We start from the raw sequence: 26,283 nt of genomic DNA, 5'->3' as shown, positions 1-26,283 counted from the left end.
AAAAGGCGGGCCAATGGCCCGCCTTTTTTATGGCGTGGAGCGTATCGCGGCAAGGCGGCAAGCCTGCAAATCCCCGGGAGCTTACTCAGGTAAGTGACCGGGGTGCGCAGGCGCTGCCAACGCCGCTGCGGCGCGAAAGACGACGGGAAAGTTATTCGATGCCGCGCTCCACCGCTTTCCCTGTGGATTTCGTGTTGCGGCAAGGCGGCAAGCCTGCAAATCCCCGGGAGCTTACATCAGTAAGTGACCGGGGTGCGCAGGCGCTGCCAACGCCGCTGCGGCGCGAAAGAGGACGGGAACGTTATTCGATGCCGCGCTCCACCGCTTTCCCTGTGGATTTCGTATCGCGGCAAGGCGGCAAGCCTGCAAATCCCCGGAAGCTTACATCAGTAAGTGACCGGGGTGCGCAGGCGCTGCCAACGCCGCTGCGGCGCGAAAGACGACGGGAACGTTATTCGATGCCGCGCTCCACCGCTTTCCCTGTGGATTTCGTGTTGCGGCAAGGCGGCAAGCCTGCAAATCCCCGGGAGCTTACTCTGGTAAGTGACCGGGGTGCGCAGGCGCTGCCAACGCCGCTGCGGCGCGAAAGACGACGGGAAAGTTATTCGATGCCTTTGCTGCGCAGATAATCTTCATACCCACCGGAGAAGTCCACCACGCGCTCTGGCGTAATTTCCAGTACGCGGGTCGCCAGCGAGCTGACAAACTCGCGGTCGTGAGAGACGAAGATCAGCGTGCCCTGATACATTTCCAGCGCGGCGTTCAGCGACTCGATGGATTCCATATCGAGGTGGTTGGTCGGTTCATCCATGATCAGGATGTTCGGTTTTTCCATCATCAGCTTGCCGAACAGCATACGGCCCTTCTCGCCGCCGGAGAGCACTTTCGCTGGTTTTTTAATGTCGTCCTGGCTGAAGAGCAAACGGCCCAGAATGCTGCGCACCGCTTGCTCGTCGTCCCCTTCCTGCTTCCACTGGCTCATCCAGTCGAATACGGTCAGGTCGTTTTCGAACTCATATTCATGATCCTGGGCGTAGTAGCCAATCTGCGCGTTTTCAGACCATTTAACGGTGCCGTTATCCGGCTGCAGTTCGCCTACCAGCGTTTTTAACAGGGTTGATTTACCCACGCCGTTAGCGCCCAGAATGGCCATTTTCTCGCCCACTTCCAGCAACAGGCCGACATGTTTAAACAGCGGGCCGTTGTCGAAGCCTTTGGTCAGCGCTTCCACTTCCAGCGCATTACGGAACAGCTTCTTGTCCTGCTCGAAGCGGATAAACGGGTTCTGACGGCTCGAGGCTTTCACCTCTTCCAGCTTGATTTTATCAATCTGACGGGCGCGGGAGGTCGCCTGACGGGACTTAGAGGCGTTGGCGCTAAAGCGGCTAACGAAGGATTGCAGGTCGGCAATCTGCGCTTTCTTCTTGGCGTTGTCCGCCAGCAGGCGTTCGCGCGCCTGGGTCGCCGCCGTCATGTATTCGTCATAGTTGCCCGGGTACACGCGCAGCTCGCCGTAATCGAGATCCGCCATATGGGTGCAGACCATGTTCAGGAAGTGACGGTCGTGCGAAATGATTATCATGGTGCTTTCACGCTCGTTCAGCGTCTGCTCCAGCCAACGGATGGTGTCGATGTCCAGGTTGTTGGTCGGTTCGTCAAGCAGCAGGATATCGGGGTTGGAGAAGAGCGCCTGCGCCAGCAGCACACGCAGCTTCCAGCCTGGCGCCACTTCACTCATCGGCCCGTAATGCTGCTCCAGCGGAATGCCCACGCCGAGCAGCAGTTCGCCCGCGCGGGCTTCCGCGGAGTAACCGTCCATCTCGCCATACTGCACTTCAAGGTCGGCCACTTTGTAGCCATCTTCCTCGCTCATCTCCGCAAGGCCGTAAATGCGGTCGCGCTCCTGCTTCACTTCCCACAGCTCGGCGTGGCCCATGATCACGGTATCCAGCACGGTGTACTGCTCAAAGGCGAACTGATCCTGGCGCAGCTTACCGATGCGCTCGTTAGGATCGAGGGAAACATTACCGGCGGAGGGCTGGAGATCGCCGCCGAGAATTTTCATAAAGGTGGACTTGCCGCTCCCGTTAGCGCCAATCAGGCCGTAACGGTTGCCGCCGCCAAATTTGACGGAAATGTTTTCAAATAGCGGCTTACTGCCGAACTGCATGGTGACGTTGCTGGTAACTAACACGGGATTGTCCTGCGAAAAAGTGTGATAAACCCCGCAGTATGCCACAACTCCTAATTTAATTCGCCCGGTGAATGAGGCGGCTAAAATGTAAACGAGGGAAAAAAATGTGATTTCATACACATCTGAATTCCCAGGGGGGGAGAATGCACATATAATGCGCTCCCGTATCGGTTTGTCCCTTTAATACACGGCCAGTCTGGCACACAACTTCGCATAAGATGAATATGAAATTACGTACGCTTTTAGTGGCAGCTTTTGCTGTTGTCGGTTTTTGCAAAACCGCCGCTGCCGTGACTTATCCTTTACCAACGGATGGCAGCCGCCTGGTTGGTCAAAACCAGATTATTACCATTCCTGAAGGCAACAACCTGCCGCTCGAAGATTTCGCCGCGCAGTATCAGTTGGGCCTTTCCAACATGCTGGAAGCCAACCCGGGCGTGGACCCGTACCTGCCGAAAGCCGGTACTATCCTGAATATTCCGCAGCAGCTGATCCTGCCGGATACCCCGCACGAAGGCATTGTGATTAACAGCGCCGAGATGCGTCTGTACTACTATCCGAAAGGCACGAATACGGTCATCGTCCTGCCTATCGGTATCGGCCAGTTGGGTAAAGATACCCCGATGAACTGGGTCACCAAGGTGGAGCGTAAGAAAGCGGGCCCGACCTGGACGCCGACGGCCAAAATGCATGCGGAATACGCCGCCGCGGGCGAACCGCTGCCAGCCGTTGTACCGGCGGGTCCGGATAACCCGATGGGCCTGTACGCGCTTTACATCGGCCGCCTGTACGCGATTCACGGCACTAACGCCAACTTCGGTATCGGCCTGCGCGTGAGCCACGGCTGCGTGCGTCTGCGTAACGACGACATCAAGTTCTTGTTTGAAAACGTGCCGGTCGGCACCCGCGTGCAGTTTATCAACGAGCCGGTAAAAGCAACCACCGAACCGGACGGCAGCCGTTACATTGAGGTGCACAACCCGCTCTCCACCAGCGAAGATCAGATAAACAACAACGAAGTTGTGCCTGTCACGCTGACCAGCGCGGTGCAAAATGTCGCCAGCCAGTCCGACGTCGATCAGAACGTCGTAGAGCAGGCTATCCAGAACCGCTCCGGTATGCCGGTGCGTTTGAACTAAGCTTACCGATACGCATTAATGAAAACGGCGGGTGCATAACCCGCCGTTTTTTTATCCGTGGTTCACCACAATAATGCCGCCGTGGTCGTAGCGGTAATGGCAGTGCGCATATTCCAGCGGCGTGCCGTCATCCAGATAGACCACCTGCTCAACCTCAAGCACCGGGTCGCCGGGTTCGCAATTGAGGTAGCGCTGATCCTGTTCATTGGGTTTTAACGCCCGCACCACGCGCCAGGAGCCCATCAGCTTCAGAGCCAGCGTCTCCTGTACGTAGCGGAACACCGAGCTTTCGAGATGGCTTTTGTTAAGCCCCGGCACCAGCTGCACCGGCATCAGCGTGAACTCCAGCGACACCGGCTCGCCATCCAGCAGGCGCAGGCGGATAAAGTCATAGACCGGCGCGTCGGCGTCAATCAGCAGCGACGCCTGTTCTTTTTCGTCCGGAAAGCGCAGCTCGAACTTAATCACCTGGCTTGTGACGGTGCCGACATTCTCCCAGGTTTTGGTGGCGCCGAAATAGTCGCTGCCCGGCAGATCCCATTGCGAGAGTTGCAGAAAATTCTTGCGGATAAAGGTGCCGAGCCCCTGGCGCGTATAAACCAGACCTTCAACGATTAACTGGCGCATCGCCTGTTGAATAGTCATCCGGCTGGTGTTGAACTCCTGCGCCAGCGCGAACTGGTCAGGCAGCGGCAGGTGGGCAGGGTACTGCCGGCTCATGATGCGCTTTTTGATTTCCCGCGCGATAGTGATGTATTTCGCCGCCATCCGCCGTTCCCTCTGTTGTGCTGATTATTCCGCTATCCCACTGTTTTTTAAAGCCACTCGCTCGGCAACTTTGAGGAAAGGCAGGTAGAAGAATACACCAAAGACGATGATGATCAACTGAACCACCACCGCCCGCCAGTCCCCGGCGGTCGCGAGCCAGGCGCTGAGCACCGGCGGCGTGGTCCAGGGGATCATCACCACGCAGCGCGACATCAGACCGAGGCTGGTGCAGACCCAGGCGAAGAGAATACCGATGGCGGGCAGCAGCACGAACGGGATCATCAGCGGCAGGTTGAAGACAATCGGCAGGCCGAAAATGACCGGTTCGTTGATATTGAATAGTCCGGGCGAAATGGCGAGCCGCGCCACCTGCTTCGACGATTTCTGTCGGGCGAAGATAAAGATGGCGATAAGCAGCGACAGCGTGCTGCCGGTGCCGCCAATCATGCCGAACGTCGGCACAAAGATGTTGTTGATGATATGCGGAATGGGCTGCCCGTTGGCGAAGGCCAGCATATTCTCGTTGGTGTTGATCAGCAGAAACGGCTCCAGCACCACGCTGTTGACCACCGACTGGTGAATGCCCAGCGTAAACAGGAAATTGCCGAAGCTGTAAATAAAGAGCGTGCCGGGCAGGCTGGTGTTCACCAGCCGCAGCGGCTGCTGAATAAGCGTGGTGATGAGATGAATGAGATCGGTGTGCAGCACGGCGGCCAGCAGCGCTGCGATAATGGCGAAGCTCGACAGCGTGAGGATAGTCGGCAGCAGCGCCGAAAATGATTTGCTCACCGCGGGCGGCACGTTCTCTCCCAGCGAAATATTCAGCGCGTTGATGCCTGAGATGCGGATAAACAGCTCGGTAGCCACCAGGCCAATCAGCACGCCGGCGAAAATACCGGTCGAGCCGATGTTGGCGTAGGAGAGCGCCTGAGTCACGCGCACCGCGCGCTCGCCGCCCTCCGGCACCAGCTCCAGCCGCAGGGGCATCATGATGATAAAACTGCACAGCGCAATCACCACCGCCGAAACCGGGTTATCGAAATTGCGGTTGCGCGCCAGCGCCCAGGCTACCATCGGTGCTATCAGCAGCGCGGCGATGTTCAACGTGCCGTTGATAATCGCTTCGCCCCAGATTTTAAAGCGCGCCAGCGTTTCGCCCTCCAGCACCCAGGGAAAGACCACGTTATTGATAAGCACCGCCAGGCCGGCAAGGATAAAGACCGGCATCACCATGGCGAAGGCGTCACGCAGCGAACGCAAGTGCACCTGTCCGGCGAGGCGGGCGGAATAGTCGACGAACCTGTCGACAAAGGACTGCATCTTCGGTGTTATGTTTGCTTCAGACATTATCAAGCTCCCCCTGTTAATCAGCCGCTCACCGCCCGCTCGCCCGTTACAACGCCTCGCCGTTGCTGCGAATCGCCTGTTTCAGCCACGCGTAGCTCTTTTTGGGCACCCGTTTAAGATCTTTGAGGTCGTGGTTTTCCCGGTTCACATAGACCACGCCGTAGCGCTTGCGCATATCGCCCTGCGAACTGAGGATGTCGATAAGCCCCCATCCGAGATAGCCCAGCACCTGCGCGCCATCGCTGAAAATGGCCTCTTTCATCGCCTGAATATGGTCGCGGTGGTAGGCGATGCGGTAGCTGTCTTCGACAGGGTTGACGCCATCCCAAGACTCAATGACGCCGATGCCGTTTTCGATAGGGAAGACCGGCAGCCGCCAGTCGTTGTAATAGCGGGTGATGATGGTGCGAAAGCCGAGCGGGTCTATCTGCCAGTTCCATTCCGTCGCCTTCAGATAGGGGTTCGGCTTATCGCCGTACAGCAGGTAGTCGTTAACCGGCGCGTCGTGCGGGATGGCGTCGCTGTCGAGGGTTTTGCTGGCGTAGTAGCTGAAGGCCATAAAGTCGTTTTTCATCTGCTCCAGCCGCGCCAGATCCTCTTCGCGGAAGATATCCTGAAACCCTTCCCGCGCCGCTACCGCCATGACCGCCGGGCTGTAGCCCTGGCCTGCGAAAACGCGCAGCAAATTCTGATTGAGAAATTCGTCATACTGCTGGGCGCAGAAAACGTCCCGCGGTTTGCAGGTCGCCGGGTAGACAAGCTGGTGCGCCAGCATGCCGCCCATGAGCTTGCCTGGATAGTTTTCGTGCAGATAATGGGTAAGATGGCAATGCGCCATCATCACGTGATGCTGAATTTGATAGAGCTCGCGCAGCGTCTTTTCGCCGCTTAAATAGCCCGCCACCTTAAACGCCTCGGGCATGTGGTAGATATTCTGTTCGTTGAAGGTAAGCCAGTAGGTCACCCGGTCGCCGAAGCAGTCGATCATCTTGCGCCCGTAGCGCACAAAGGCCTCCATGACCTTGCGGTCGGTAAAGCCGTTGTATTTGCGCGCCAGCGCCAGCGGCATATCAAAGTGATAGAGGCAGATCATCGGTTCGATGCCGCGCGCCAGCAAGCCGTCGATAAAACGTTCATAAAAGGCGATGCCCTGCGGGTTGAACTCGCCGTCGCCCTCCGGGCAGACCCGGCTCCAGGCTATCTGAAAGCGGTAGCAGTTCATGCCCAGATCCTGCATCAGGTCGAAGTCCTCCTCGTAGCGATGATAGGAATCGGTGGCGACTTTCCAGTCAGACGCGAATTCGCTGGCTTCACGGATGTCGTAAACCGACATCCCCTTTCCTTCTTCATTCCACGCGCCTTCCGTCTGCATGCTGGAAACGGAATTTCCCCACAAAAAGCCTTCTGGCAGTTTCTGCGTCATGCTCGCTCTCCTCGTAGTCATGTAAAGTCATTAACGGTATATGACTAGTCATATAGACGATGACGATAACTCAAACAAAAAGCACGTGGCTATTTTGTGAACAGAGTCGAAAAAGCGCAGCATAAAAAAGGCGGCGAGGTTACCCTCGCCGCCTGAGCGGGTGTGGTGAAAAATCAGGAAGGTGTTAGCTGATTGCGGCGGTATTCCCCCTGCCGCTCCAGCATCCAGCCGGGGTATTCAGGCGGCAGGGCGCTGACGGCGTTGAGCTGCGTAAGTTCGTCTTCGTTCAGATGAATTTCCGTGGCGGCGATATTGTCGCTAAGCTGTTCCGGCCGTTTGGCGCCAATAATCACGCTGCTGACCACCGGCTGGTGCAGCAGCCAGGCCAGCGCGATTTGCGCTACCGATACGCCTCGCGCGTCGGCGATAACGCGCATCACGTCCACGCAGTCAAAAGCGCGGTCTTTATTGACCGGCGGGAAGTCGAAATTCAGGCGGCGCGACCCGGCTTCGCCCTCGCCTTCACGGCTGTATTTGCCGCTCAGCAAACCGCCCGCCAGCGGGCTCCAGACCATTAATCCCAGCCCTTCGCTTTGCAGCATCGGCGCCAGTTCGCGCTCAAGATCGCGCCCGGCTATGGTGTAGTAAGCCTGAAGCGAGGCGAAGCGCTCAAGCCCGAGACGCTGCGAAATGCCCAGCGCCTTCATGATTTGCCAGGCTGCCCAGTTGGAGACGCCGATATAGCGAACGTGGCCGTGCCGCACCAGGTTATCCAGCGCGTAAAGCGTCTCCTCGACGGGCGTGGCCGGGTCGAAGCCGTGCAGTTGATAGAGATCGATATGATCAAGCTGCAGGCGCTGGAGGCTCTCCTTCACGCTGTTCATAATGTGATAGCGCGACGAACCGCGTGAATTGACCCCTGCGGTGCCGGTTTCGCCAAAAACTTTGGTGGCAACCACCACGTTTTCCCGCGGCACCTGAAGATTTTTCAGCGCCTGGCCAGTAATGATTTCCGAGCGTCCTTCCGAGTAGACATTCGCGGTGTCAATGAAGTTAATACCCGCATCCAGCGCGCTGCCGACCAGCTTATCCGCTTCGCTCTGCCCCAGTTGGCCGATTTTGGCCCACATGCTTTCACCTTCGCCGCCGAACGTCATGGTGCCAAGACAGAGTTCGGAGACAAACAGTCCGGTATTGCCCAGTTTGTTATAACGCATAGAACAGCCCTCGTCGGTTAATCGATGTCAGGAACCCTTATCGTTATACACGTCCGGGTAAAAACAGAGAGGGTGAATTTCTGCTCATCTCTTGCCTAATCCTCTGAACTTAGCCGCGCGGCGCTTCGCCAAAGACAGCGTAGTCCGGCAACCGCACATTCTGGTAAGGCTCCCAGCCGCCGCCAAGCGCTTTGTAGAGCGCCACTAAATCAAGGCTGCTCTGCACCCGCGCCTGGGCGCGCTGCTCTTCAGCCTGCGCCAGCTGGCGCTGGGCGTCGAGCACGTCAAGGAAGGTCGCAATGCCCTTGCGATAGCTGTCGTTGGCCAAATCAAAAGCGGTTTGCAGCGCTTCGATGGTGTTATTCAGCCCCGCTTCGCGCTGCTGGTCGGTGCGATAACTCACCAGCGCGTTTTCCACATCGGAAAGCGCGGTCAGCACCGTCTGGCGATATTGCAACACGGCGGCGCCCTGCTCGGCGCGGGCGACCTTCACGCTGGAAACCAGCCGTCCGCCCTGGAAAATGGGAATGGAAAGCTGCGGGCCGAAACTGTAGAAATGGCTGCTCCAGTCGGTCAGATAATCCGCTTCGCTGTTGCGCAGGCCAAACTGCCCGGTAAGGGAAAGGCTCGGGAAAAGCTGCGCCACCGACACGCCGATCTGCGCGGTGGCGGCGTGCAGGTTCGCCTCCGCCTCACGCACGTCAGGGCGACGGCGCGCAAGCGTGGAGGGCACGCCGACCGGCACAATTTCCGGCAGTTTCGGCAGCGGCTGTACGTTTTGCAGCTCGCTGTCGAGCGCGCCCGGCGGCTTGCCGAGCAGCACCGCCAGGCCATTCATCGCCTGGCGCGCCTGCGCCTGATACTGCGGCAGTTGCGCCTGCAAATTGCCGAGCTGGGCGCGGGCGTTCTCCACGTCCAGCTGCGGGGAAAGCCCGCCGCGCTGGCGGCTTTCGGTCAGCTCCAGCGTCTGCTGCGCCGAGGCTATCTGCGCATTCAGCGTATTGATGATGCTCTGCGCGCCGCGCAGCTGTAGCCAGGCGCGGGCCACTTCCGCTTCAAGCGAGACCAGCGCGTCGTTGCGCTGTTCAATCGCCGCCTGCTGCTGCGCCTGCGCCGCTTCCACCTGACGCCGCACCCGGCCCCAGAGGTCAATCTCCCACTGGGCGTCGAAGCTGCCCTGATAAAGGTTGATGGGCTGGGTCAGCGGCCCCAGCGCGCCGGCGATTTGCGGGTCGACATCATCCAGTTGGCCGTAAACATCATGCGATTTCAGCTCTCCCTTCAGCCCCAGCTGCTGGCGCGTGGCGCGAAGGTTGCCGTTGACCGCCGGGTAAAATGCGCCGCCCGCCTGGGTAATTTGTTCACGCGCGCCGGCGATGCGCAGCACCGTTTGCTGCAGCGACAGGTTGCCGGCAATCGCGCGCTCAATCAGGCTGTCCAGCTGCGGCGAGTTAAACGCGCGCCACCAGCGGGGATCGGGGGCAGTCGACCGCGCTCTGGAGGCGACGCCCGCTTGATTCTGTCGGGTGGTTTCGCCAAACGCGCCGGGGGTGACGGGCTTTGCGCCCTGATAATCCGGCCCTACGGCGCAACCCGCCGCCAGCAAGGCAAGCGCGGCGATGGCGGGTTGAAAAATCACTCTCCTGGACATGTTAATGTGCTCCTGCGGCGCCTTCGCTCTTGATGGGCGAAAGCAGTAAACAAAAAGGAATCAACAACAGCGCCACGACGCTCAAAATAGTAAAGACATCGATGTAGGCGAGAATGCGCGACTGGGCAATCATCGTTTTATACATCTGACCGGTGGCAATGCCCGCCGGATCGCCCGCCAGGCTGGTAAAATTACGTATCGCCTCCGCCGAATGGCGTATCGCCTGCTGAAACTGCTCGTTAAACGACGACGTGTGGTAGCTCAGATAGGCGCTGTGCGCCTGCGAGCGCTCCGTAATCGCCGCGGTGGAAAGCGATATGCCGACGGAGCCAGCCACGTTGCGAAACATCGTAAACAGCGCGGCGGAATCGGCGTTCAGCTGCCGGGGAATGGTGATAAACGCGATGGTGGTCAGCGGCACGAACAAAAAACCAAGCCCGATTGACTGGGCGCTGCGAAAAAGCACCAGCGTTTCAAAATCGATATCCGCCGTGAGCGTTCGCGACCAGAAAAACGATGCGGCAAGGCAGGCGAAACCGAAGGCGATGATATACCGCGTCTGCACTATCGGCATTAGCTTCAGCACAAGGGGAATCGTTAACACGATGAGCACCGCCCCGGGCGAAAGCACCATCCCGGACCAGGTAGCGGTATAGCCCAGATCCTGCTGCGCCAGCTGCGGAATAACGACCGAGCTGCCGTAGAGGATCATCGCCATGCCCGCCATCAGCAGACTGGAGACGGCAAAGTTTTTATCCTTCATGCAGTGCAGGTCAACCACCGGCTTTTTGGCATAGATAAGCCAGAAAATCGCCCCGATGATGCCGATAAGCGTCAGCACCGCAAAAGTGCGAATGAAGTTCGAGAGAAACCAGTCTTCATCTTCGCCGCGGTCAAGCATCACCTGAAGGCAGCCGAGGCCCAGGGCTATCAACCCGATCCCGGTCCAGTCAACGGTCAGTTTCTCTTCGGATTTGCGCTCCCAGGGCGGATCTTCCAGCAGCTGATAGATAGCCAGCACGGTAATAATGCCGACCGGGATATTAATAAAGAAGACCCAGCGCCAGGAGTAGTTGTCCGTTATCCAGCCGCCAAGGGTCGGCCCCAGCACCGGGGCAACGATAATGGCGATGGAGGAGAGGCCGAACGCCTTGCCGCGATCTTCAGGCTTAAAGTAGTCGAGCAGCACCGACTGCTGGGTAGGCTGTAGCCCGCCGCCGAAAAACCCCTGCAATATACGAAACAGGATAATTTCCCATAGCTCAGTGGCGATACCGCAGAGGAATGAACAGACGGTGAACATCACAATGCAGATAAGGAAAAACTGCTTGCGGCCAAACAGGCGGCTTAAAAACGCCGAAATCGGCAGCACGATGCCGTTCGCCACCAGATAGCTGGTGAGCACCCACGTCGATTCGTCGTAGCTTGAAGAGAGCGAACCCGCCACGTGCGGCAACGCCACGTTCACGATGGTGGTGTCGAGAATCTCCATAAACACCGCGAGGGTGACGACTATCGCCACCGCCCACGGGTTGCTGGCGGGTTTCCAGTTCTCGTGGCCGTGCTCGCTCATTCCACCGTCACCTTAGGTTCCACGGAAAGCCCGAGCGGCAGCGGCCTGTCGGCGCTGAGTCCTTTATCAATCACGATTTTTACCGGCACGCGCTGGACGATTTTGACAAAGTTGCCGGTGGCGTTTTCCGCCGGAAACGCGGAGAAGCGCGAGCCGCTGCCCTGCTGGATACTGTCGACATGCCCTTCCAGCTCCATATCCGGGAAGGCATCCACCGACAGCGCGACTTTGTTGCCAGGGCGCATGCGTTCAAGCTGCGACTCTTTAAAGTTCGCCACCACCCAGATATGGGGGGAAACCACCGAGAAAAGCGCACTGCCCGCCTGCACCAGCGTGCCGAGCTGCACGTTACGCTTTGTGACGTAGCCGTCAAACGGGGCGCGCACTTCGGTATAAGAGAGGTTAAGCTCCGCCGTCTGCAGCTGGGCGCGCGCCTGCTCGACCTGTCGCTGACGAGCCTCGACATTGGTCTCCTGCTGACGGATTTGCAGTTTAACCTGCTCGGCGACCTCCAGCTGCGCTTTGGCATTGGCCAGGCCCGCTTCGGCGCTGCGCAATTGCGCGCTGGCGGTATCGATATTTTGCTGCGACGTGGCGCGAGGGTCGACGCCGCGCTGGCGTTTATATTCGGCGCGGGCGTTAGCGAGATCGGCCTCGGCCTTCAGTACCTGCGCCTGCGCCTGATCCCGCTGGGCGGGATATTGCACTTTAGCCAACGCCAGCTGCGCTTGAGCCTGATGGAGTTGGGATTCGGCAAGGCCAACCTGCGCGCGGGCCTGATCGCGCTGGGCCAGCGCGTCGCGCGGGTCGATAACCACCAGTAAATCGCCCTTCTTCACCAGCTGGTTGTCTTTTACACGCAGGTCCGTCACATAGCCCGCTACTTTTGGCGCTACGGTCACGGCGTCGCCTTCCGTGAAAGCGTCGTCGGTGGTCTCTTCGTTGCGGGTCATAAACCACCAGACCAGCGCCACGATAACCATCACGATAACCACGATGCCAAGAATGATTAACGGCTTTTTACCGGGCCGTTTGCGCCCGTTGTCGCCGTTTTTTCCCTCTTCGCCCTGTTTGTTCTCTTTTTTCTCTTCGTCCTGACGAGATGCGTCGTCAGGCTTCTTGTTGTTCTCAGCCATATGCCAGCAACAGTCCTGTCAGTTAACTACGTCACAAAAGCGTCGTTAACTAAACGTAGGACGTAGCTATACATTTTCCAGGAAAAACTGACAAATAAGCACTATCTGAGAAAAAGCAGCGACAGCAGGCCATACCCCACCAGCGCGGACCAGACGAGCAGCGGCAGAGAAAAGAGATGGAAGCGCCACCAGATGCGACGGTTATTCGCCATGCGCAGCGCAATAATATTGGCGAGCGACCCCGGCAGCAGGCCAAACCCGCCGATGTTAACCGCCCAGGCGAGCAGCGTGGAGGGCGGCACATAGTTGAGCAGCAAAATAGTGCCCGGCACATTGCTGATTACCTGCGACAGGCCAATGCCGAGCAGATACAGCCCGCCGTGGGAAAGCGTCGACACATTCTGCATTCCCTGTAGCAGAGGAAGCTGGGTGAGCATGTGCACGTCGATAAACATCGCCATGAAAACCAGCAGCAGGCTCCAGTCGATGCTGACCAGCACCCGGCGCGCCAGCAATGCAAAACCGGCGGCCACCAGCAAAACGCCCCACAGTTCGAGTTTAAGCTCAAGCGCAACGAGGAAAACGACATAAAAGGCCAGGCAGCCCCAGACCAGACGCGGCTGCCAGGCGGGGCTTTTCTCCCGCGCCTGATAGTCGAGCTTTTTGGCCGGGAAACAGAACCAGCAAAGAAGCAACAGGCTGGTTACGAGCGCCAGCGCCAGCGGCGCCATCTGCCAGACAAACGCGGCGAACGATTGCCCCGAACGCCCCCAGAGTAATATGTTTTGCGGATTGCCTATCGGCGTCAGCAGCGACCCGGCGTTAACCGCCAGCGCTTCAAAGATAATCAGCCGGTTAACCGGAATATTGCACAGCTTCTTTAAGGTGAGCGTCAGCGGCACAATGATGAAGAGCGCCACGTCATTAGTTAAAAAGGTAGAAAGCAGCGCGGCGGCGCAGACCAGAAACAGCGCGAGCTGTCGTTCACTGGCGAAGCGGCGCACCATGCGACGGCCGAGCACGTCAAAATAGCCGCTCAGCTCCACCCCTTTGGTGAGCATCATCAAACCCGCCAGCGTCAGGATAGTATGCCAGTCGATAGCGGAGGCCCACTGCCGCGGCGCGAAGGGCGTGGCGACAAGCAGCGCGGCGCCAACGATAAGCAGCAGTTGTAAGAAACGATCGTGCAGGAAAGGACGCGCCAGCGTTTTAATCATTCGTGGCCAAACCCATGTTGCTCGCTGAAGCGGCGAAAGATCTCAAGCGTCTCTTCGCTGACATGATGCTCCATCCCTTCCGCGTCGCGGCGGGCCGTGTCAGGGTTTACGCCCAGCGCCAGCAAGAAGTTTTCTACTATCTGGTGGCGCTCGCGGCTCTGCTGGGCCAGCTTTTCGCCCTCGGCCGTTAAGAAAACGCCCCGCCACGGGATCTGCTCGATAAGCCCCACGGTGGCGAGCCTTTTAAGCATTTTCGCGACGGTAGGCTGCGAGACGCCGAGCCGCGCCGCCATATCAACCTGACGGGCCTCGCCCACTTCCCGGATAAGATCGGAAATCAGCTCGACATAATCATCAATGAGCTCACGCCGGTGGGCTTCTCGCACCTGGCGAAAACCTTCAACATGCTCTTCAACGTTAACCAGTTGCGTCACTTTTGTGCTGCTGTGCTTACCTGCCCGACGGCTCATTCTACTTCCTCATTTCAGTGGCGCATTGTTGGGATGCTCTACGGTGCGCCCATTGTAAACCACACCTTCGCCAGCACAAAAAATTAACGAGTTAGCCGTAGCTATAGAATATAGCCTGTGCTATATCTGTATGTAATGCAAACAGCCGATCAGGGATCGTTGGGCTGGCTGTTTACACGAGGAGGCGTGTTATGAACGAATTTAAGAGGTGTATGCGCGTGTTTAGTCACTCCCCTTTTCAGGTGCGGCTGCTGCTGCTGAATTTACTGTGCGATTATCTGGGCGGAAAACCGCAGCCGGAGCAAACGCCGCCTCGTCAGAAGTAAGCGCTCGCAAGAAGGTTTTCTGATGACCCCGTCATCGTTTTGTCATTTGTCTGACTTATTTTTTCTGGTTTTTTCTCGTCACGTTGGCCCTTTTCCCGCTTTTTCGCCGTTTTTGTAATCTCCCTCGCAAAACAGTTTGTTAGCGCCAGTTGATCTTCTTATTCTTCGGCTTTATCTTCTTGCAGCCTTGTCAGCACAGCGGCTCCCGGATGTGAATTTCTTCCTTTCCCTTTTCCGACCGCAAAGCACGACAGACCCTCTACGCCAGGGTTAGCGCATGGCGTCTCGTTGAACCTGAATATGAATTTAACCGTTAAAGATACGCTGGCTGCGCGCGGCATCGCGCTCGATCCGTGGGTGGGGTTCTACTTTCTGCAATCCTTGCTTATCAACACTGCGCTGGGTTATGAATTCAGCCTGCTTTACGCCGTGGCTTTCAGCTGCGTGCTGTTGCTGCTCTGGCGCATTGCGCCGCGCGTGCAAAAAAATGTGCTGGCGCTCTGTTCGCTGACGGCGGCTTTCTATTTTCCCTTTGGTCAGGCTTATGGCGCGCCGAACTTTAATACGCTGCTGGCGCTGCATTCCACCAATATGGAAGAGTCCACCGAGCTCCTGACCATCTTCCCGTGGTACAGCTACCTGGTTTCGCTGTTTATCTTCGCGCTCGGCGTTATCGCTTTTCGCCGCAAGCCTGCCGCAAAACAGCCGTGGCGTTTTACCGACCACCTTTGTCTTGCCGTAAGCGTGGCGGCTTTTTTTGTCGCGCCGCTGCAAAATCTTGCCTATGGCGGCGTCTTTAAGCTCAAAGACACCGGTTATCCGGTGTTTCGCTTTGTTAAAGATGTGGTGGTTAATAATGCTGAGGTGATCGACGAGCAGCAGCGTATGGCTGCGCTGTCGCAGGTGAAGGATTCCTGGAACGTGCTGGCGGTGAAGCCGAAGTACCATACCTATGTGGTGGTGATTGGCGAAAGCGTGCGCCGCGACGCGGTCGGCGCGTTTGGCGGCCACTGGGATAACACCCCTTTCGCCAGCCACGCCAATGGCTATTTTTTTACGGATTACGTCGCCGCAAGCGGCTCCACGCAAAAATCGCTGGGGCTGACGCTCAATCGCGTGCTCGACAATAAGCCGCAGTACCAGGATAACTTCGTCACGCTTGCCAATCGCGCCGGTTTTCAGACCTGGTGGTTCTCTAATCAGGGTCAGATTGGCGAGTACGATACCGCCATCGCCAGTATCGCTAAGCGCGCCGATGAAGTGCAATTTCTGAAAAGCGGCGATTTCGAAGCGGATAAAAATACCCGTGACGATGCGCTTTTAAAGATGACGTCGCAGGTTTTCGCCACGCCGCGTACGCAGCCGCAGCTTATCGTGCTGCATCTGATGGGCTCGCATCCTCAGGCCTGCGACCGCACGCAAGGCAAATATGAGGTGTTCGTTCAGTCGAAGGAGACCTCTTGCTACCTTTACAGCATCACGCAGACCGATCATCTGCTGGAGCAGCTTTATCAGCAGTTGCAGAACACCGGGCAAAGTTTCTCCATGGTCTATTTTTCCGACCACGGTCTGGCCTTTAAAGAGCGGGGTAAAGAGGTGCAGTACCTGGCGCATGACGATAAGTTTCAGCAAAATTTCCAGGTGCCCTTTATGGTGCTTTCCAGCGACGACACCGCGCATCGCCTTATTAAAGCGCGCCGCTCAGCCAATGATTTTCTGAGCTTTTTTGCCCAGTGGACGGGGATTAAGGCAAAAGAAATTACGTCGAAATATAAGTTTATTTCGTCGCAAAAAGCGGGGCCGGTTTGGGTGACTAACTTTAAACTGCATAAGGTAAGCTATGATCACCTGGGCAGCGATATTTTTGAGACGAAAACACGCTAGCGTTTTACGCACAGGTTGCAGGCAAAAAAAATCCGCCCGGTGAGGCGGATTTTTTATCATCGCAAAGCGAATTAGAAGCGGTAGCCCACGCCTGCGATCCAGGTGCCAACATCGGTGTTGCGGATGCGGCTCTGCTCGTAGGAGAAGTCCAGAGCAACGTTTTCAACCGGGTTGAACTGCAGACCGGCGCCGTAAGAGAAACCGTAGTCGCTGGTGTCGCTGGTTTTGGTCGGGTAGTCGGTGCTCTGGAATTTACCATAGCCAACACCCACTACGCCGTAGATGCTTGCCCAGTCATTGATGCGGAAAGCCGGACCCGCAGTCAGACCATAGTACTGGCCTTTGTTGTACAGGCCGTTATCGGTACGATCTTTTTCGGTATAGGTGAAGGAACCGATTACGCCCAGCGGGTTGCTGTCATCGAACTCATAGCGGTATTTCAGGTTGAAACCGTTCATTTTGTTCATTACGCCCTGCGCGTCGCTCTGAGCATAGCCACCGGAAACGGTAGCGGTACCGGCAACAGCGGAACCCGCGGAAACGGCCAGAACACAAGCCAGTGCTGAAAGACATGCAATTTTTTTCATAACCACCTCAAATGTGCTTCAAGTAAGTCCTAAGTTTTTAATATACCAAAGACGGGTGAGAAACTCTTTGTGATTCGCGTTGTCTAACGCGTCTTTTGGTGTAACAGAACATTTCCATATGCTCCTATCTTGTTCAATATCCAGCGTTTTAACACGTGGGCCTCATTATGGATGCCCGTAGCGTTAACCATCATCCAGATTATTCCTAAATGGAATGGAGAAATAATGAGCGATGCGGCGGCCATGGTAGCGATTTTCCCGGCGTGATTTTTCAATAAAAGTTCAACCAGCACCGTTTTATTTCGCTTAAACTCAGGCCTTTACTTATCACTGACAAAAATTGACAGGAACAGGATGCCTACGTTGCCCCGCAAAATGCCCGTCTGGATGCCCATAGTGGTAATACTGGTCGCTATGATTTCGATTCAGAGCGGCGCCTCACTCGCTAAATCGCTTTTTCCGCTGGTCGGCGCGCCCGGTGTTACCGCCCTGCGTCTCGCGCTGGGCACTCTTATTCTGGTTATTGTCTTCAAACCGTGGCGCCTGCGTTTTACGAAAGCGCAGCGCTTGCCTTTGCTCTGTTACGGCCTGTCGCTGGGCGCGATGAACTATCTGTTTTACCTGGCGATTAATACGGTGCCGCTTGGCATTGCGGTGGCGCTGGAGTTTACCGGGCCGCTGGCGGTCGCGCTGTTTGGCTCGCGCAGACCCATCGATTTCGTCTGGGTCATTCTGGCGGTGCTGGGGCTGTGGTTTCTGCTGCCGCTCGGTAAAGATGTCGCGCATGTCGACCTGTTTGGCGCCGCTTGCGCCCTGGGCGCGGGCGCTTGCTGGGCGCTTTATATTCTTACCGGCCAGCGCGCCGGCGCGGATCATGGCCCGGCGACCGTCGCGTTAGGCTCGCTAATCGCCGCAGTGATTTTCGTGCCTGTTGGCGCTTTACAGGCGGGCGAGGCGCTGTGGCACTGGTCGCTACTGCCTTTAGGGCTTGCCGTTGCGGTGCTTTCCACCGCGCTGCCCTACTCTCTTGAAATGATTGCGCTAACGCGTTTGCCCACCCGTACTTTCGGTACGCTAATGAGTATGGAGCCAGGGCTTGCGGCGCTCTCCGGAATGGTGTTTCTGGGCGAAAGCCTGACGTTGACGCAATGGCTGGCGCTGTTGTCGATTATCATCGCCTCTGTTGGCTCGACGCTTACCCTTCGCCGCGAAACGCAGCTCAAAGAGGTTGATATCAATTAACCTTTCTTATTTATTTTCGCCCGCCTCGCTGACGGGCGGAAATAATTTCCCCGCTTAAGCAACTTATATTTCCTGCCTGGTTTGTTGTAGATCAATAAATAATAAGAATATGAAATCATGTTGCTGGCGGAATTAAGATTCATCCGCAACGAACATGATAACTATTTGATTATAAAGAAAAATAAAAGCAAGTTTGCTTCCGCTATTTAACCAATAGGTATATTCAAACCTGCACGTCGGGGAACCGATGCTATACTTATTTCCGGTAAATTGATTGGGACACCAACATCAAGAGGATATGATTATGAGTACCGCTAAACTGGTTAAATCTAAAGGTTCTGATCTGCTCTACACCCGTAACGATGTAGCAGATGAAGACAAGAAAGCCACCGTCGAGCTGCTCAATCGTCAGGTTGTTCAGTTTATTGATCTGTCGCTGATCACCAAACAGGCTCACTGGAATATGCGCGGTGCTAACTTCATCGGCGTTCATGAAATGCTGGACGGTTTCCGCACCACGCTTACCGAACACCTGGATACCATCGCTGAACGTGCCGTACAGCTGGGCGGCGTTGCCCTGGGCACCACGCAGGTCGTGAACAGCAAAACCCCGCTGCAGAGCTACCCGCTTGATATCCATACCGTGCAGGAGCACCTGAAAGCCCTGGCCGACCGCTACGCTATTGTGGCGAACGATGTTCGTAAAGCGATCAGCGAAGCGAAAGACGAAGATACGGCAGATATTTTCACCGCGGCTTCCCGCGACCTGGATAAATTCCTGTGGTTTATCGAATCTAACATCGAATAAGCCAGACGCTTTGCTTATGCCCTTTCCCGTTCGGGAAGGGGCTTTTTCTTTTCTCTTTGCACTAACTAAGTGCAGGCTTTTGTTTCACATTCCCCCTTTCCGTTATTTTTTTGTAACTAATCCCTCACACAATCGTTAAGTAACGATTGTTTTCAAACCGTAATCTGCGCTAATAATGCTCAACCCTTGCGGCCTGACCGTCACGCACCATTTTGGTGCCTCATTGTGGTGCAAAAAGTCGGTCCAGCGCTGTTCCTGGTGCAATGCTTGTTTTTCTTACGGCTGGAAAAACAGTGGGTTGTAAAACTGGCACGATTTTTTCATACTGCACCCGTCTCGCAGGGGATCGCCCCGTGGATTAAAAAAGGAAATGCTATGAAGTCTGTTTTTAAAGTTTCACTGGCTGCACTTACCCTGGCTTTCGCGGTCTCTTCCCAGGCTGCGGATAAACTGGTCGTGGCGACCGATACGGCATTCGTTCCGTTTGAATTCAAACAGGGCGACAAATATGTCGGCTTCGACGTGGACCTGTGGGCCGCTATCGCGAAAGAACTGAAGCTTGACTACACCTTAAAGCCGATGGATTTCAGCGGCATTATCCCGGCGCTGCAAACCAAAAACGTCGACCTGGCGCTGGCGGGCATCACCATCACTGAAGAGCGCAAAAAAGCGATCGACTTCTCCGACGGCTACTACAACAGCGGCCTGCTGGTGATGGTCAAAGCGAACAATAACGATGTAAAAAGCGTTAAAGATCTCGACGGCAAAGTGGTGGCGGTGAAGAGCGGCACCGGTTCCGTTGATTACGCGAAAGCGAATATTAAAACCAAAGATCTGCGTCAGTTCCCGAACATCGATAACGCGTATATGGAGCTTGGCACCAACCGTGCTGACGCCGTGCTGCACGATACGCCGAACATCCTTTACTTCATCAAAACGGCTGGCAACGGTCAGTTTAAAGCGGTAGGCGACTCTCTGGCGGGCCAGCAGTATGGCATCGCTTTCCCGAAAGGCAGCGATGACCTGCGCACCAAAGTCAACGGCGCGCTGAAAACGCTGAAAGAGAACGGCACCTATAACGAAATCTATAAAAAATGGTTCGGCACTGAACCGAAATAATTATTCTTAAAGCTATAAGCACTCAGTCAGGGGCGGCTTTCGCCCCTGCTGTTTTTGAACCACGGTAACACAGGAAATCATCATGCAGTTTGACTGGAGCGCCATCTGGCCTGCCATTCCCCTCTTGCTTGAAGGCGCCAAAATGACCTTGTGGATTTCGGTCCTCGGTCTGGTCGGCGGTCTGATAATCGGTCTGGTGGCCGGTTTCGCCCGCAGCTTTGGCGGCTGGATAGCCAACCATATCGCCCTGGTATTTATCGAAGTGATCCGCGGCACGCCGATTGTCGTGCAGGTGATGTTTATCTACTTCGCCCTGCCGATGGCGTTTAACGATCTGCGCATCGATCCGTTCACGGCGGCGGTAGTGACCATCATGATCAACTCCGGGGCGTATATTGCGGAAATCACCCGCGGCGCGGTGCTCTCTATCCATAAGGGCTTTCGCGAGGCGGGCCTGGCGCTGGGTCTCTCCCGCCGGGAGACGATTCGCCACGTTATCCTTCCTCTGGCGCTGCGCCGTATGCTGCCGCCGCTCGGCAACCAGTGGATTATCAGCATTAAAGATACCTCGCTCTTTATCGTTATCGGCGTCGCCGAACTGACCCGCCAGGGCCAGGAGATCATCGCCGGCAACTTCCGCGCCCTGGAAATCTGGAGCGCCGTTGCGGTTATCTACCTGATTATCACCCTGGTACTGAGCTTTATTCTGCGTCGTCTGGAAAGAAGGATGAAAATCCTGTGATTGAATTTAAGAATGTCTCCAAGCACTTTGGCCAAACCCAGGTGCTGCACAATATCGATTTGAACATTAAGCAGGGCGAAGTGGTGGTCATTATCGGGCCGTCCGGCTCCGGTAAATCCACACTGCTGCGCTGCATTAATAAGCTGGAAGAGATAACCAGCGGCGACCTGATCGTCGATGGCCTGAAAGTGAACGATCCGAAAGTGGACGAGCGCCTGATCCGTCAGGAAGCGGGCATGGTGTTCCAGCAGTTTTATCTCTTTCCGCACCTGACGGCGCTGGAGAACGTGATGTTCGGCCCGGTGCGCGTGCGCGGCGCGTCTAAAGCGGAGGCGGAAAAGCTGGCGAAAGAGCTGCTGGCGAAAGTGGGGTTAGCCGAGCGCGCGCACCACTACCCTTCCGAACTTTCCGGCGGCCAGCAGCAGCGCGTGGCGATTGCCCGTGCGCTGGCGGTGAAGCCGAAGATGATGCTGTTCGATGAGCCGACCTCGGCGCTCGACCCGGAACTGCGCCATGAAGTGCTGAAAGTGATGCAGGATCTGGCGGAGGAAGGCATGACAATGGTTATCGTGACCCACGAAATCGGCTTCGCCGAAAAGGTGGCCTCGCGCCTCATCTTTATTGATAAAGGCCGCATTGCCGAAGACGGCAACCCGCAGGCGCTTATCGAGAACCCGCCCAGCGCGCGTTTGCAGGAGTTCCTGCAGCACGTTTCTTAAGGTTTTCTGCTAAGGCAAACCCTCTCATCCGAGAGGGTTTTTTCTTTCTGTTCTTGTCCTTAGGCGTTTACCCGGTTTCGCTTCGCTTATCCGCCCACAGAAGCACAATCTCAGGGCCAGGCGGGGTCCATAAATCCTGACGCCGGTACGCCGCCTTTCCCGCCAGAAAACTCCCCATTTCCTCGGCTCGCTTGCCTGCGCACTATACTTATCTTCTTTGCTTCCCACCTTTCTCATCCGGAGGATGCCGTGCCGTGGATTGTGTTGCTGCTCGTCAGCGTGTTTAGCTTTTCTGCTCAGGCGGTTAGCCTGCCTGCTGCTGCCGTTGCCGCCTCCTCTACGCACAACAGCCAGGCCGCGCCGCCGGAGCCGGACGCTGAGAAAAAGAAAGCCGCTTACGCTGCGCTTGCGGACGTGCTGGAGAATGAAAAATCCCGTAACGAATTAATCAGCCAGCTCCGGCAGGCCTCGACAACGCCTGCAAACGAAGCCACGCCGGCCATCACGCCGCCGGTTGAGGAGGAAGAGGAGAAAACGGTGCTGGAGAACGTAACGGAAGTGAGCCGTCACTACGGCGGCGAATTCTCCAGCCGCTTCGCCCAGCTCTACCGCAACATCACCGGCGCGCCGCACAAAACTTTTAACCAGAAGACCTTTCTCAACGCCCTCACCCATTTCACCATGCTGGCGGTCTCGGTCTTCGCTTTTTACTGGACGCTTCGCGCCTGCGCCATACCGCTTTACCGCAAAATGGGCGAATGGGGAAGGCGCAAGAACAAGAACCGCGCCAACTGGCTTCAACTGCCGATAATGATTGTGCTGGCGTTCATCATTGACCTGGCGCTCCTCGCGCTGACGCTCTTTTTAGGGCAAATGTTTATCGACCTGATGAACGCCGGCAGCCGCACCATTGCCCGTCAGCAGGGGCTCTTTCTTAACGCGTTCGCGCTTATTGAGTTTTTTAAAGCCATCCTGCGGCTTATCTTTTGCCCGCGCGTGCCGACCCTGCGGCCCTTTGGCATTAGCGACGCCAGCGCCCGTTACTGGAACACGCGCTTAAGCGGCCTGAGCAGCCTGATTGGTTACGGGCTGCTGGTGGCGGTGCCGATTATCTCGGCGCAGATCAACGTGCAGATAGGGGCGCTGGCGAACGTGGTCATTATGCTGACCATTACGCTCTGGGCGCTGTGGCTCATTTTCCATAATAAGCGCGAAATCCAGCAGGATTTGATCCAGCTGGCGGACCGCTCCCTCGCCTTCTTCAGCCTGTTTATTCGCGCCTTTGCGCTGGTCTGGCACTGGATCGCCAGCGCTTATTTCATCGTGCTCTTCTTCTTCTCGCTGTTTGACCCGGGCAACAGCCTGAAATTTATGATGGGCGCCTCGCTGAGGAGCCTCGCCATCATTAGCGTGGCGGCGTTCATCTCCGGCGTGCTGTCGCGCTGGCTGCAAAAAACCATCACATTATCGCCAGAAGTACAGCGCAACTACCCGATGCTGCAAAAGAGGATAAACGGCTGGCTATCCGTGTCGCTGAAGCTGGCGCGTATTCTGACCGTCTGCGTGGCCGTCATGCTGCTGTTAAACGCGTGGGGGTTGTTCGATTTCTGGCAGTGGATCACGCGCGGCGCAGGCGAGAAAACGGTGGATATTCTTATCCGCATCCTGCTGATTCTCTTCTTCTCCGCCGTAGGCTGGACGCTGCTGGCGAGCCTCATTGAGAGCCGGCTGGCGTCAGACATTCATGGCCGCCCGATGCCAAGCGCCCGCACCCGCACGCTGCTGACGCTGTTTCGCAACGCGCTGGCGGTGATCATCAGCACCATTACGGTGATGATTGTGCTTTCGGAAATCGGCGTGAATATCGCTCCGCTGCTGGCAGGCGCAGGGGCGCTCGGTCTGGCGGTGTCGTTCGGTTCGCAAACGCTGGTGAAGGACATTATTACCGGCATCTTCATTCAGTTTGAAAACGGCATGAATACCGGCGACCTGGTGACCATCGGGCCGCTCACCGGTACGGTCGAACGGATGTCGATTCGCTCTGTCGGGGTACGCCAGGATACCGGCGCATATCACATCATTCCGTGGTCCTCTATCACCACGTTCGCTAACTTTGTGCGCGGTATTGGCTCGTTTGTGGCGAACTACGATGTCGACAGGCATGAAGACACGGAGAAAGCGAATCGGGCGCTGCATGCCGCCGTGGAAGAGTTGATGGAAAGAGAGGACATTCGCATGCTGGTGATTGGCGAGCCGAATTTTGCCGGCATCGTGGGCCTGACCAATACCGCGTTTACCATTCGCGTCACCTTCACCACGCAGCCGCTTAAGCAGTGGACGGTGCGCTTCGCGCTGGACGGCATGGTGAAGAAACACTTCGATCTCGCAGGCGTGCGCCCGCCAGTCCAAACGGTGCAGATGGTTCAGCCTGCGCCCGATGCGGCCCAGGCGGCGAGAGCGCAGAATGCGGCCATGGGCGGCAACGGCGGCGTACTGCCGCCTGCCGACCCGAAAGTGTGATTAACGAAAACGGCTCTGCGCCCAGCGTTCGCGCTGGGCATCGTTCTGGAAACTCCAGGCGATAAAGCGGCTCTGCTTCTGACCCTGCGCCATCTCTTTCTTCACGACCTTGACGGCTCCCGCCTGCTGTAACGCGCGATAGAGGGCGGGCAAGTTGTCGCCTTTCGAAACCAGCGAGGTAAACCACAGCACCTGACGGGCGAAGTGTTTGCTCTCGGCGATCATTTTGCTGATGAAAGCCACTTCGCCGCCTTCGCACCACAGTTCCTGCTGTTGGCCCCCGAAATTCAGGTCGGCGCCCGCAAGCCCAAGATTGCGGCGTTTGCGTTCGCTGCCCGCCTGCGCGCTTTGCGCCGAATCGTGGAACGGCGGATTGCAGAGCGTGGCATCATAAAGTTCGTTTTTATGAATAATGCCGTCAAAGATGGCGTCCGGTTGTTTTTGACGGCGCAGGCGAATGGCCCGGCTCAGCCCTGGGTTCGCCGCAATAATCGCCTGCGCGCTGCGAAACGCTTCGTCGTGCGTTTCGCTGCCGGTAAAACGCCAGCCATACTCATACTGGCCGATAAGCGGGTAAATGCAGTTCGCGCCAACGCCGACATCCAGCACGCTCGCCTGCGCGGGTATCGCCCCGCCGTTGCTTTCGGCAAGCAGATCCGCCAGATGGTGGATGTAATCCGCCCGGCCCGGTACCGGCGGACAGAGAAAACCTTCAGGAATATCCCAGTGCTGCACGCCGTAAAAGTGGGCCAGCAGCGCCTTGTTAAGCGTCTTTACCGCCTGCGGATCGGCAAAATCGACCGTCTCTTCGCCCAGCGGCGAGAGGCGCACGTAATCAGCGAGCGCGGGGCAGCTCTGCTTAAGCGCGGCGAAGTCATAGCGGTTGTGGTGACGGTTGCGGGGGTGCAGGCCCGGTTTACGGTTCATCGGCTTTCTCCTGTGTGGGCGCGTAAGATACCTGCTGCGGCCAGGGCGGTAAATAAGTGGGGGAAAATTTGCCTCTCCGGCTATGATAGTTTTTTTGTTTACAGGAGCGCGCTATGTCGGAAAAACGTTATTACTATGAACCTGCTCGCGGCCACGGCCTGCCGCACGACCCGCTGAACGCCATCGTCGGCCCTCGCCCCATCGGCTGGATTGCCTCGCTTAACGCCGACGGGCAACGTAACCTGGCCCCGTACAGCTTTTTTAACTGCTTTAATTACCGTCCGCCGATCATCGGCTTCGCCAGCAGCGGCTGGAAAGACAGCGTGCAGAATATCGTCGAGACCAAAGAGTTTGTCTGGAACCTGACCACCCGCGCGCTGGCGGTGCCGATGAACGAAACCTCCGCCACCCTGCCCCGGGGCGAGGATGAGTTTGCGCGGGCGGGCTTAACCGCTGCGCCGTCGCGTCTGGTGAAAGCGCCGCGCGTGGCGGAAAGCCCGGTGAATTTCGAGTGCCGGCTGTCGCAGTGCATCCAGCTGACCTCCGCCAATGGCGAGCCCATAGATTCGTGGCTGGTGCTGGGCGAAGTGGTGGCGGTTCACATTGACAAAACGCTGCTGGAAAACGGCATTTACCAGACCGCAAAAGCGCAACCGGTTTTACGCGCCGGCGGCCCCAGCGCCTACTATGCCATTGACGAAGCGCAGCGCTTCGACCTGGTGCGCCCGGACGCCCGCTAACCGTGCGCTAAAGCCCGCCGCGGCGGGCTTCTCTCTGCAGAACCCCCCTCGTTTTGCTATAATTATGGCTCTGCTTAACGATTCAGGAGGTCTTATGGCTTCAGGTTGGGCAAACGACGGCGCGGTGCAGGATCAAATCGACAGCACCATAGAAGATGCTGTGGCGCGGGCGCGGCGCGATCTGCCGAAGGGCGAAAGCCTGGAATTTTGTGAGATGTGCGATGAGCCAATTCCCGAGGCCCGGCGTAAAGCCATCCCCGGCGTTCGCTTGTGCGTTAACTGCCAGCAAAAGCAGGACGAACACCGTCAGCGCTTTTCGCCGTATAACCGTCGCGGTTCGAAAGACAGCCAGCTGCGTTAGCGCGCTATCCGGGATGGCGCCCTTTCTCAAACCTACCCTTTCTTTTTAACGGCTCAACACAGGCCCTGCTCTCAGGGGTAAGGTAAATGCCTGTAAACCCTTTTACAGCGCACGCCCGGGCCTGCTGTTGTTGTTTTACCGGTTCAGATAAAAGCCCGACAATACAGTCACCT

At 56.9% G+C, this 26,283-nt stretch carries 24 protein-coding genes; 12 read left to right on the top strand and 12 right to left on the bottom strand.

The window, feature by feature from the left end; genetic code table 11:
- Window positions 1-158 precede the first annotated feature (158 nt).
- On the top strand, window positions 159-629 hold the full coding sequence (locus ACU4F7_RS07135) for a hypothetical protein (protein ID WP_481638327.1): 471 nt from the start codon (window positions 159-161) through the stop codon (window positions 627-629).
- Here the strand turns inward: ACU4F7_RS07135 and ACU4F7_RS07130 are convergent.
- Window positions 602-2,194: an ABC-F family ATPase gene (locus ACU4F7_RS07130; RefSeq protein ID WP_481638326.1), complete on the bottom strand. Its 1,593-nt coding sequence runs from the start codon at window positions 2,192-2,194 to the stop codon at window positions 602-604. The genes ACU4F7_RS07135 and ACU4F7_RS07130 overlap by 28 nt on opposite strands.
- Before the next feature lie 218 nt (window positions 2,195-2,412).
- On the opposite strand from ACU4F7_RS07130, the gene ldtB reads away from it, so the two are divergent.
- Window positions 2,413-3,333, top strand: a complete 921-nt coding sequence (ldtB, locus tag ACU4F7_RS07125; protein ID WP_029592314.1) for a L,D-transpeptidase — start codon at window positions 2,413-2,415, stop codon at window positions 3,331-3,333.
- Between the two features lie 51 nt (window positions 3,334-3,384).
- Here ldtB and ACU4F7_RS07120 read toward each other — a convergent pair whose 3' ends face one another.
- The 9 genes from ACU4F7_RS07120 to mntR form a co-directional block, all read right to left on the bottom strand.
- Window positions 3,385-4,101 carry a GntR family transcriptional regulator gene (locus ACU4F7_RS07120; protein WP_029592313.1) on the bottom strand — a complete coding sequence of 239 codons (717 nt, stop codon included), beginning with the start codon at window positions 4,099-4,101 and terminating at the stop codon, window positions 3,385-3,387.
- A 24-nt stretch (window positions 4,102-4,125) separates the two neighbouring features.
- Complete coding sequence (locus ACU4F7_RS07115; protein ID WP_481638325.1) at window positions 4,126-5,448, bottom strand: PTS sugar transporter subunit IIC; 1,323 nt, start codon at window positions 5,446-5,448, stop codon at window positions 4,126-4,128.
- Window positions 5,449-5,494: 46 nt separating this feature from the next.
- A complete protein-coding gene (locus ACU4F7_RS07110; protein ID WP_481638324.1) occupies window positions 5,495-6,871 on the bottom strand; it encodes a glycoside hydrolase family 1 protein in 1,377 nt (458 codons plus the stop codon).
- A gap of 173 nt (window positions 6,872-7,044) precedes the next feature.
- Complete coding sequence (locus tag ACU4F7_RS07105; RefSeq protein ID WP_481638323.1) at window positions 7,045-8,088, bottom strand: aldo/keto reductase; 1,044 nt, start codon at window positions 8,086-8,088, stop codon at window positions 7,045-7,047.
- A 109-nt stretch (window positions 8,089-8,197) separates the two neighbouring features.
- The gene (locus ACU4F7_RS07100; protein ID WP_029592309.1) at window positions 8,198-9,739 is read right to left on the bottom strand and encodes an efflux transporter outer membrane subunit; all 1,542 of its coding nucleotides are present in this window, start codon (window positions 9,737-9,739) and stop codon (window positions 8,198-8,200) included.
- A 1-nt stretch (window position 9,740) separates the two neighbouring features.
- Window positions 9,741-11,312 carry a DHA2 family efflux MFS transporter permease subunit gene (locus ACU4F7_RS07095; protein WP_481638322.1) on the bottom strand — a complete coding sequence of 524 codons (1,572 nt, stop codon included), beginning with the start codon at window positions 11,310-11,312 and terminating at the stop codon, window positions 9,741-9,743.
- Window positions 11,309-12,448, bottom strand: coding sequence for an HlyD family secretion protein (locus ACU4F7_RS07090; protein ID WP_481638321.1), 1,140 nt, complete (start codon window positions 12,446-12,448; stop codon window positions 11,309-11,311). The genes ACU4F7_RS07095 and ACU4F7_RS07090 overlap by 4 nt, the downstream gene beginning before the upstream one ends.
- 101 nt (window positions 12,449-12,549) lie before the next feature.
- The gene (locus ACU4F7_RS07085; RefSeq protein ID WP_481638320.1) at window positions 12,550-13,665 is read right to left on the bottom strand and encodes an SLC13 family permease; all 1,116 of its coding nucleotides are present in this window, start codon (window positions 13,663-13,665) and stop codon (window positions 12,550-12,552) included.
- Window positions 13,662-14,135, bottom strand: a complete 474-nt coding sequence (gene mntR, locus ACU4F7_RS07080) for a manganese-binding transcriptional regulator MntR (protein WP_024555993.1) — start codon at window positions 14,133-14,135, stop codon at window positions 13,662-13,664. The genes ACU4F7_RS07085 and mntR overlap by 4 nt, the downstream gene beginning before the upstream one ends.
- 191 nt (window positions 14,136-14,326) lie before the next feature.
- Between mntR and mntS the strand changes: the two genes are divergently transcribed.
- Both mntS and ACU4F7_RS07070 read left to right on the top strand, forming a co-directional pair.
- Window positions 14,327-14,461, top strand: a complete 135-nt coding sequence (gene mntS / locus ACU4F7_RS07075) for a manganase accumulation protein MntS (protein ID WP_481638319.1) — start codon at window positions 14,327-14,329, stop codon at window positions 14,459-14,461.
- 300 nt (window positions 14,462-14,761) lie between these two features.
- The gene (locus ACU4F7_RS07070) at window positions 14,762-16,345 is read left to right on the top strand and encodes a phosphoethanolamine transferase family protein (RefSeq protein WP_029592305.1); all 1,584 of its coding nucleotides are present in this window, start codon (window positions 14,762-14,764) and stop codon (window positions 16,343-16,345) included.
- 71 nt (window positions 16,346-16,416) lie between these two features.
- Here the strand turns inward: ACU4F7_RS07070 and ompX are convergent, their stop codons facing one another.
- On the bottom strand, window positions 16,417-16,932 hold the full coding sequence (gene ompX / locus ACU4F7_RS07065; protein WP_024555991.1) for an outer membrane protein OmpX: 516 nt from the start codon (window positions 16,930-16,932) through the stop codon (window positions 16,417-16,419).
- A gap of 354 nt (window positions 16,933-17,286) precedes the next feature.
- Between ompX and rhtA the strand changes: the two genes are divergently transcribed.
- From rhtA to ybiO, 6 genes are all read left to right on the top strand, one after another.
- Window positions 17,287-18,174 (top strand): threonine/homoserine exporter RhtA, encoded by an 888-nt coding sequence (gene rhtA, locus ACU4F7_RS07060; RefSeq protein ID WP_029592304.1) that lies wholly within the window; start codon window positions 17,287-17,289, stop codon window positions 18,172-18,174.
- A gap of 304 nt (window positions 18,175-18,478) precedes the next feature.
- Window positions 18,479-18,982 carry a DNA starvation/stationary phase protection protein Dps gene (dps, locus tag ACU4F7_RS07055; protein ID WP_024554406.1) on the top strand — a complete coding sequence of 168 codons (504 nt, stop codon included), beginning with the start codon at window positions 18,479-18,481 and terminating at the stop codon, window positions 18,980-18,982.
- Between the two features lie 375 nt (window positions 18,983-19,357).
- Window positions 19,358-20,101, top strand: coding sequence for a glutamine ABC transporter substrate-binding protein GlnH (gene glnH / locus ACU4F7_RS07050; RefSeq protein WP_024555988.1), 744 nt, complete (start codon window positions 19,358-19,360; stop codon window positions 20,099-20,101).
- A gap of 82 nt (window positions 20,102-20,183) precedes the next feature.
- Entirely contained in the window at window positions 20,184-20,843 is a 660-nt protein-coding gene (glnP, locus tag ACU4F7_RS07045) for a glutamine ABC transporter permease GlnP (RefSeq protein ID WP_024555987.1), read from the top strand.
- Window positions 20,840-21,562, top strand: a complete 723-nt coding sequence (gene glnQ, locus ACU4F7_RS07040; protein WP_024555986.1) for a glutamine ABC transporter ATP-binding protein GlnQ — start codon at window positions 20,840-20,842, stop codon at window positions 21,560-21,562. The genes glnP and glnQ overlap by 4 nt, the downstream gene beginning before the upstream one ends.
- A gap of 279 nt (window positions 21,563-21,841) precedes the next feature.
- Window positions 21,842-24,082 carry a mechanosensitive channel protein gene (gene ybiO / locus ACU4F7_RS07035; protein ID WP_481638706.1) on the top strand — a complete coding sequence of 747 codons (2,241 nt, stop codon included), beginning with the start codon at window positions 21,842-21,844 and terminating at the stop codon, window positions 24,080-24,082.
- On the opposite strand, the gene rlmF is transcribed toward ybiO, so the two are convergent.
- Entirely contained in the window at window positions 24,083-25,009 is a 927-nt protein-coding gene (rlmF, locus tag ACU4F7_RS07030; RefSeq protein ID WP_481638318.1) for a 23S rRNA (adenine(1618)-N(6))-methyltransferase RlmF, read from the bottom strand.
- A gap of 113 nt (window positions 25,010-25,122) precedes the next feature.
- Between rlmF and ACU4F7_RS07025 the strand changes: the two genes are divergently transcribed.
- Both ACU4F7_RS07025 and ACU4F7_RS07020 read left to right on the top strand, forming a co-directional pair.
- Window positions 25,123-25,749, top strand: a complete 627-nt coding sequence (locus ACU4F7_RS07025) for a flavin reductase family protein (RefSeq protein WP_029592301.1) — start codon at window positions 25,123-25,125, stop codon at window positions 25,747-25,749.
- Window positions 25,750-25,843: 94 nt separating this feature from the next.
- Window positions 25,844-26,110 (top strand): DksA/TraR family C4-type zinc finger protein, encoded by a 267-nt coding sequence (locus tag ACU4F7_RS07020; protein ID WP_029592300.1) that lies wholly within the window; start codon window positions 25,844-25,846, stop codon window positions 26,108-26,110.
- Window positions 26,111-26,283 lie beyond the last annotated feature (173 nt).

The sequence above is a fragment of the Franconibacter pulveris genome, from assembly GCF_056780215.1.
Note: the sequence above shows the minus strand (reverse complement) of the source record. Positions and strands in the feature narration are given on the sequence as shown.

Coding starts and splice junctions, on each gene's coding strand:
- ACU4F7_RS07085 (WP_481638320.1), bottom strand. CDS start 13,665: ATGATTAAAACGCTGGCGCGTCCTTTCCTGCACGATCGTTTCTTACAA.
- ACU4F7_RS07135 (WP_481638327.1), top strand. CDS start 159: ATGCCGCGCTCCACCGCTTTCCCTGTGGATTTCGTGTTGCGGCAAGGC.
- ACU4F7_RS07120 (WP_029592313.1), bottom strand. CDS start 4,101: ATGGCGGCGAAATACATCACTATCGCGCGGGAAATCAAAAAGCGCATC.
- ACU4F7_RS07095 (WP_481638322.1), bottom strand. CDS start 11,312: ATGAGCGAGCACGGCCACGAGAACTGGAAACCCGCCAGCAACCCGTGG.
- rlmF (WP_481638318.1), bottom strand. CDS start 25,009: ATGAACCGTAAACCGGGCCTGCACCCCCGCAACCGTCACCACAACCGC.
- ACU4F7_RS07090 (WP_481638321.1), bottom strand. CDS start 12,448: ATGGCTGAGAACAACAAGAAGCCTGACGACGCATCTCGTCAGGACGAA.
- ACU4F7_RS07070 (WP_029592305.1), top strand. CDS start 14,762: ATGAATTTAACCGTTAAAGATACGCTGGCTGCGCGCGGCATCGCGCTC.
- mntS (WP_481638319.1), top strand. CDS start 14,327: ATGAACGAATTTAAGAGGTGTATGCGCGTGTTTAGTCACTCCCCTTTT.
- dps (WP_024554406.1), top strand. CDS start 18,479: ATGAGTACCGCTAAACTGGTTAAATCTAAAGGTTCTGATCTGCTCTAC.
- ACU4F7_RS07025 (WP_029592301.1), top strand. CDS start 25,123: ATGTCGGAAAAACGTTATTACTATGAACCTGCTCGCGGCCACGGCCTG.
- glnH (WP_024555988.1), top strand. CDS start 19,358: ATGAAGTCTGTTTTTAAAGTTTCACTGGCTGCACTTACCCTGGCTTTC.
- ldtB (WP_029592314.1), top strand. CDS start 2,413: ATGAATATGAAATTACGTACGCTTTTAGTGGCAGCTTTTGCTGTTGTC.
- ACU4F7_RS07110 (WP_481638324.1), bottom strand. CDS start 6,871: ATGACGCAGAAACTGCCAGAAGGCTTTTTGTGGGGAAATTCCGTTTCC.
- ACU4F7_RS07020 (WP_029592300.1), top strand. CDS start 25,844: ATGGCTTCAGGTTGGGCAAACGACGGCGCGGTGCAGGATCAAATCGAC.
- rhtA (WP_029592304.1), top strand. CDS start 17,287: ATGCCTACGTTGCCCCGCAAAATGCCCGTCTGGATGCCCATAGTGGTA.
- ACU4F7_RS07105 (WP_481638323.1), bottom strand. CDS start 8,088: ATGCGTTATAACAAACTGGGCAATACCGGACTGTTTGTCTCCGAACTC.
- mntR (WP_024555993.1), bottom strand. CDS start 14,135: ATGAGCCGTCGGGCAGGTAAGCACAGCAGCACAAAAGTGACGCAACTG.
- glnP (WP_024555987.1), top strand. CDS start 20,184: ATGCAGTTTGACTGGAGCGCCATCTGGCCTGCCATTCCCCTCTTGCTT.
- ompX (WP_024555991.1), bottom strand. CDS start 16,932: ATGAAAAAAATTGCATGTCTTTCAGCACTGGCTTGTGTTCTGGCCGTT.
- ACU4F7_RS07115 (WP_481638325.1), bottom strand. CDS start 5,448: ATGTCTGAAGCAAACATAACACCGAAGATGCAGTCCTTTGTCGACAGG.
- ACU4F7_RS07100 (WP_029592309.1), bottom strand. CDS start 9,739: ATGTCCAGGAGAGTGATTTTTCAACCCGCCATCGCCGCGCTTGCCTTG.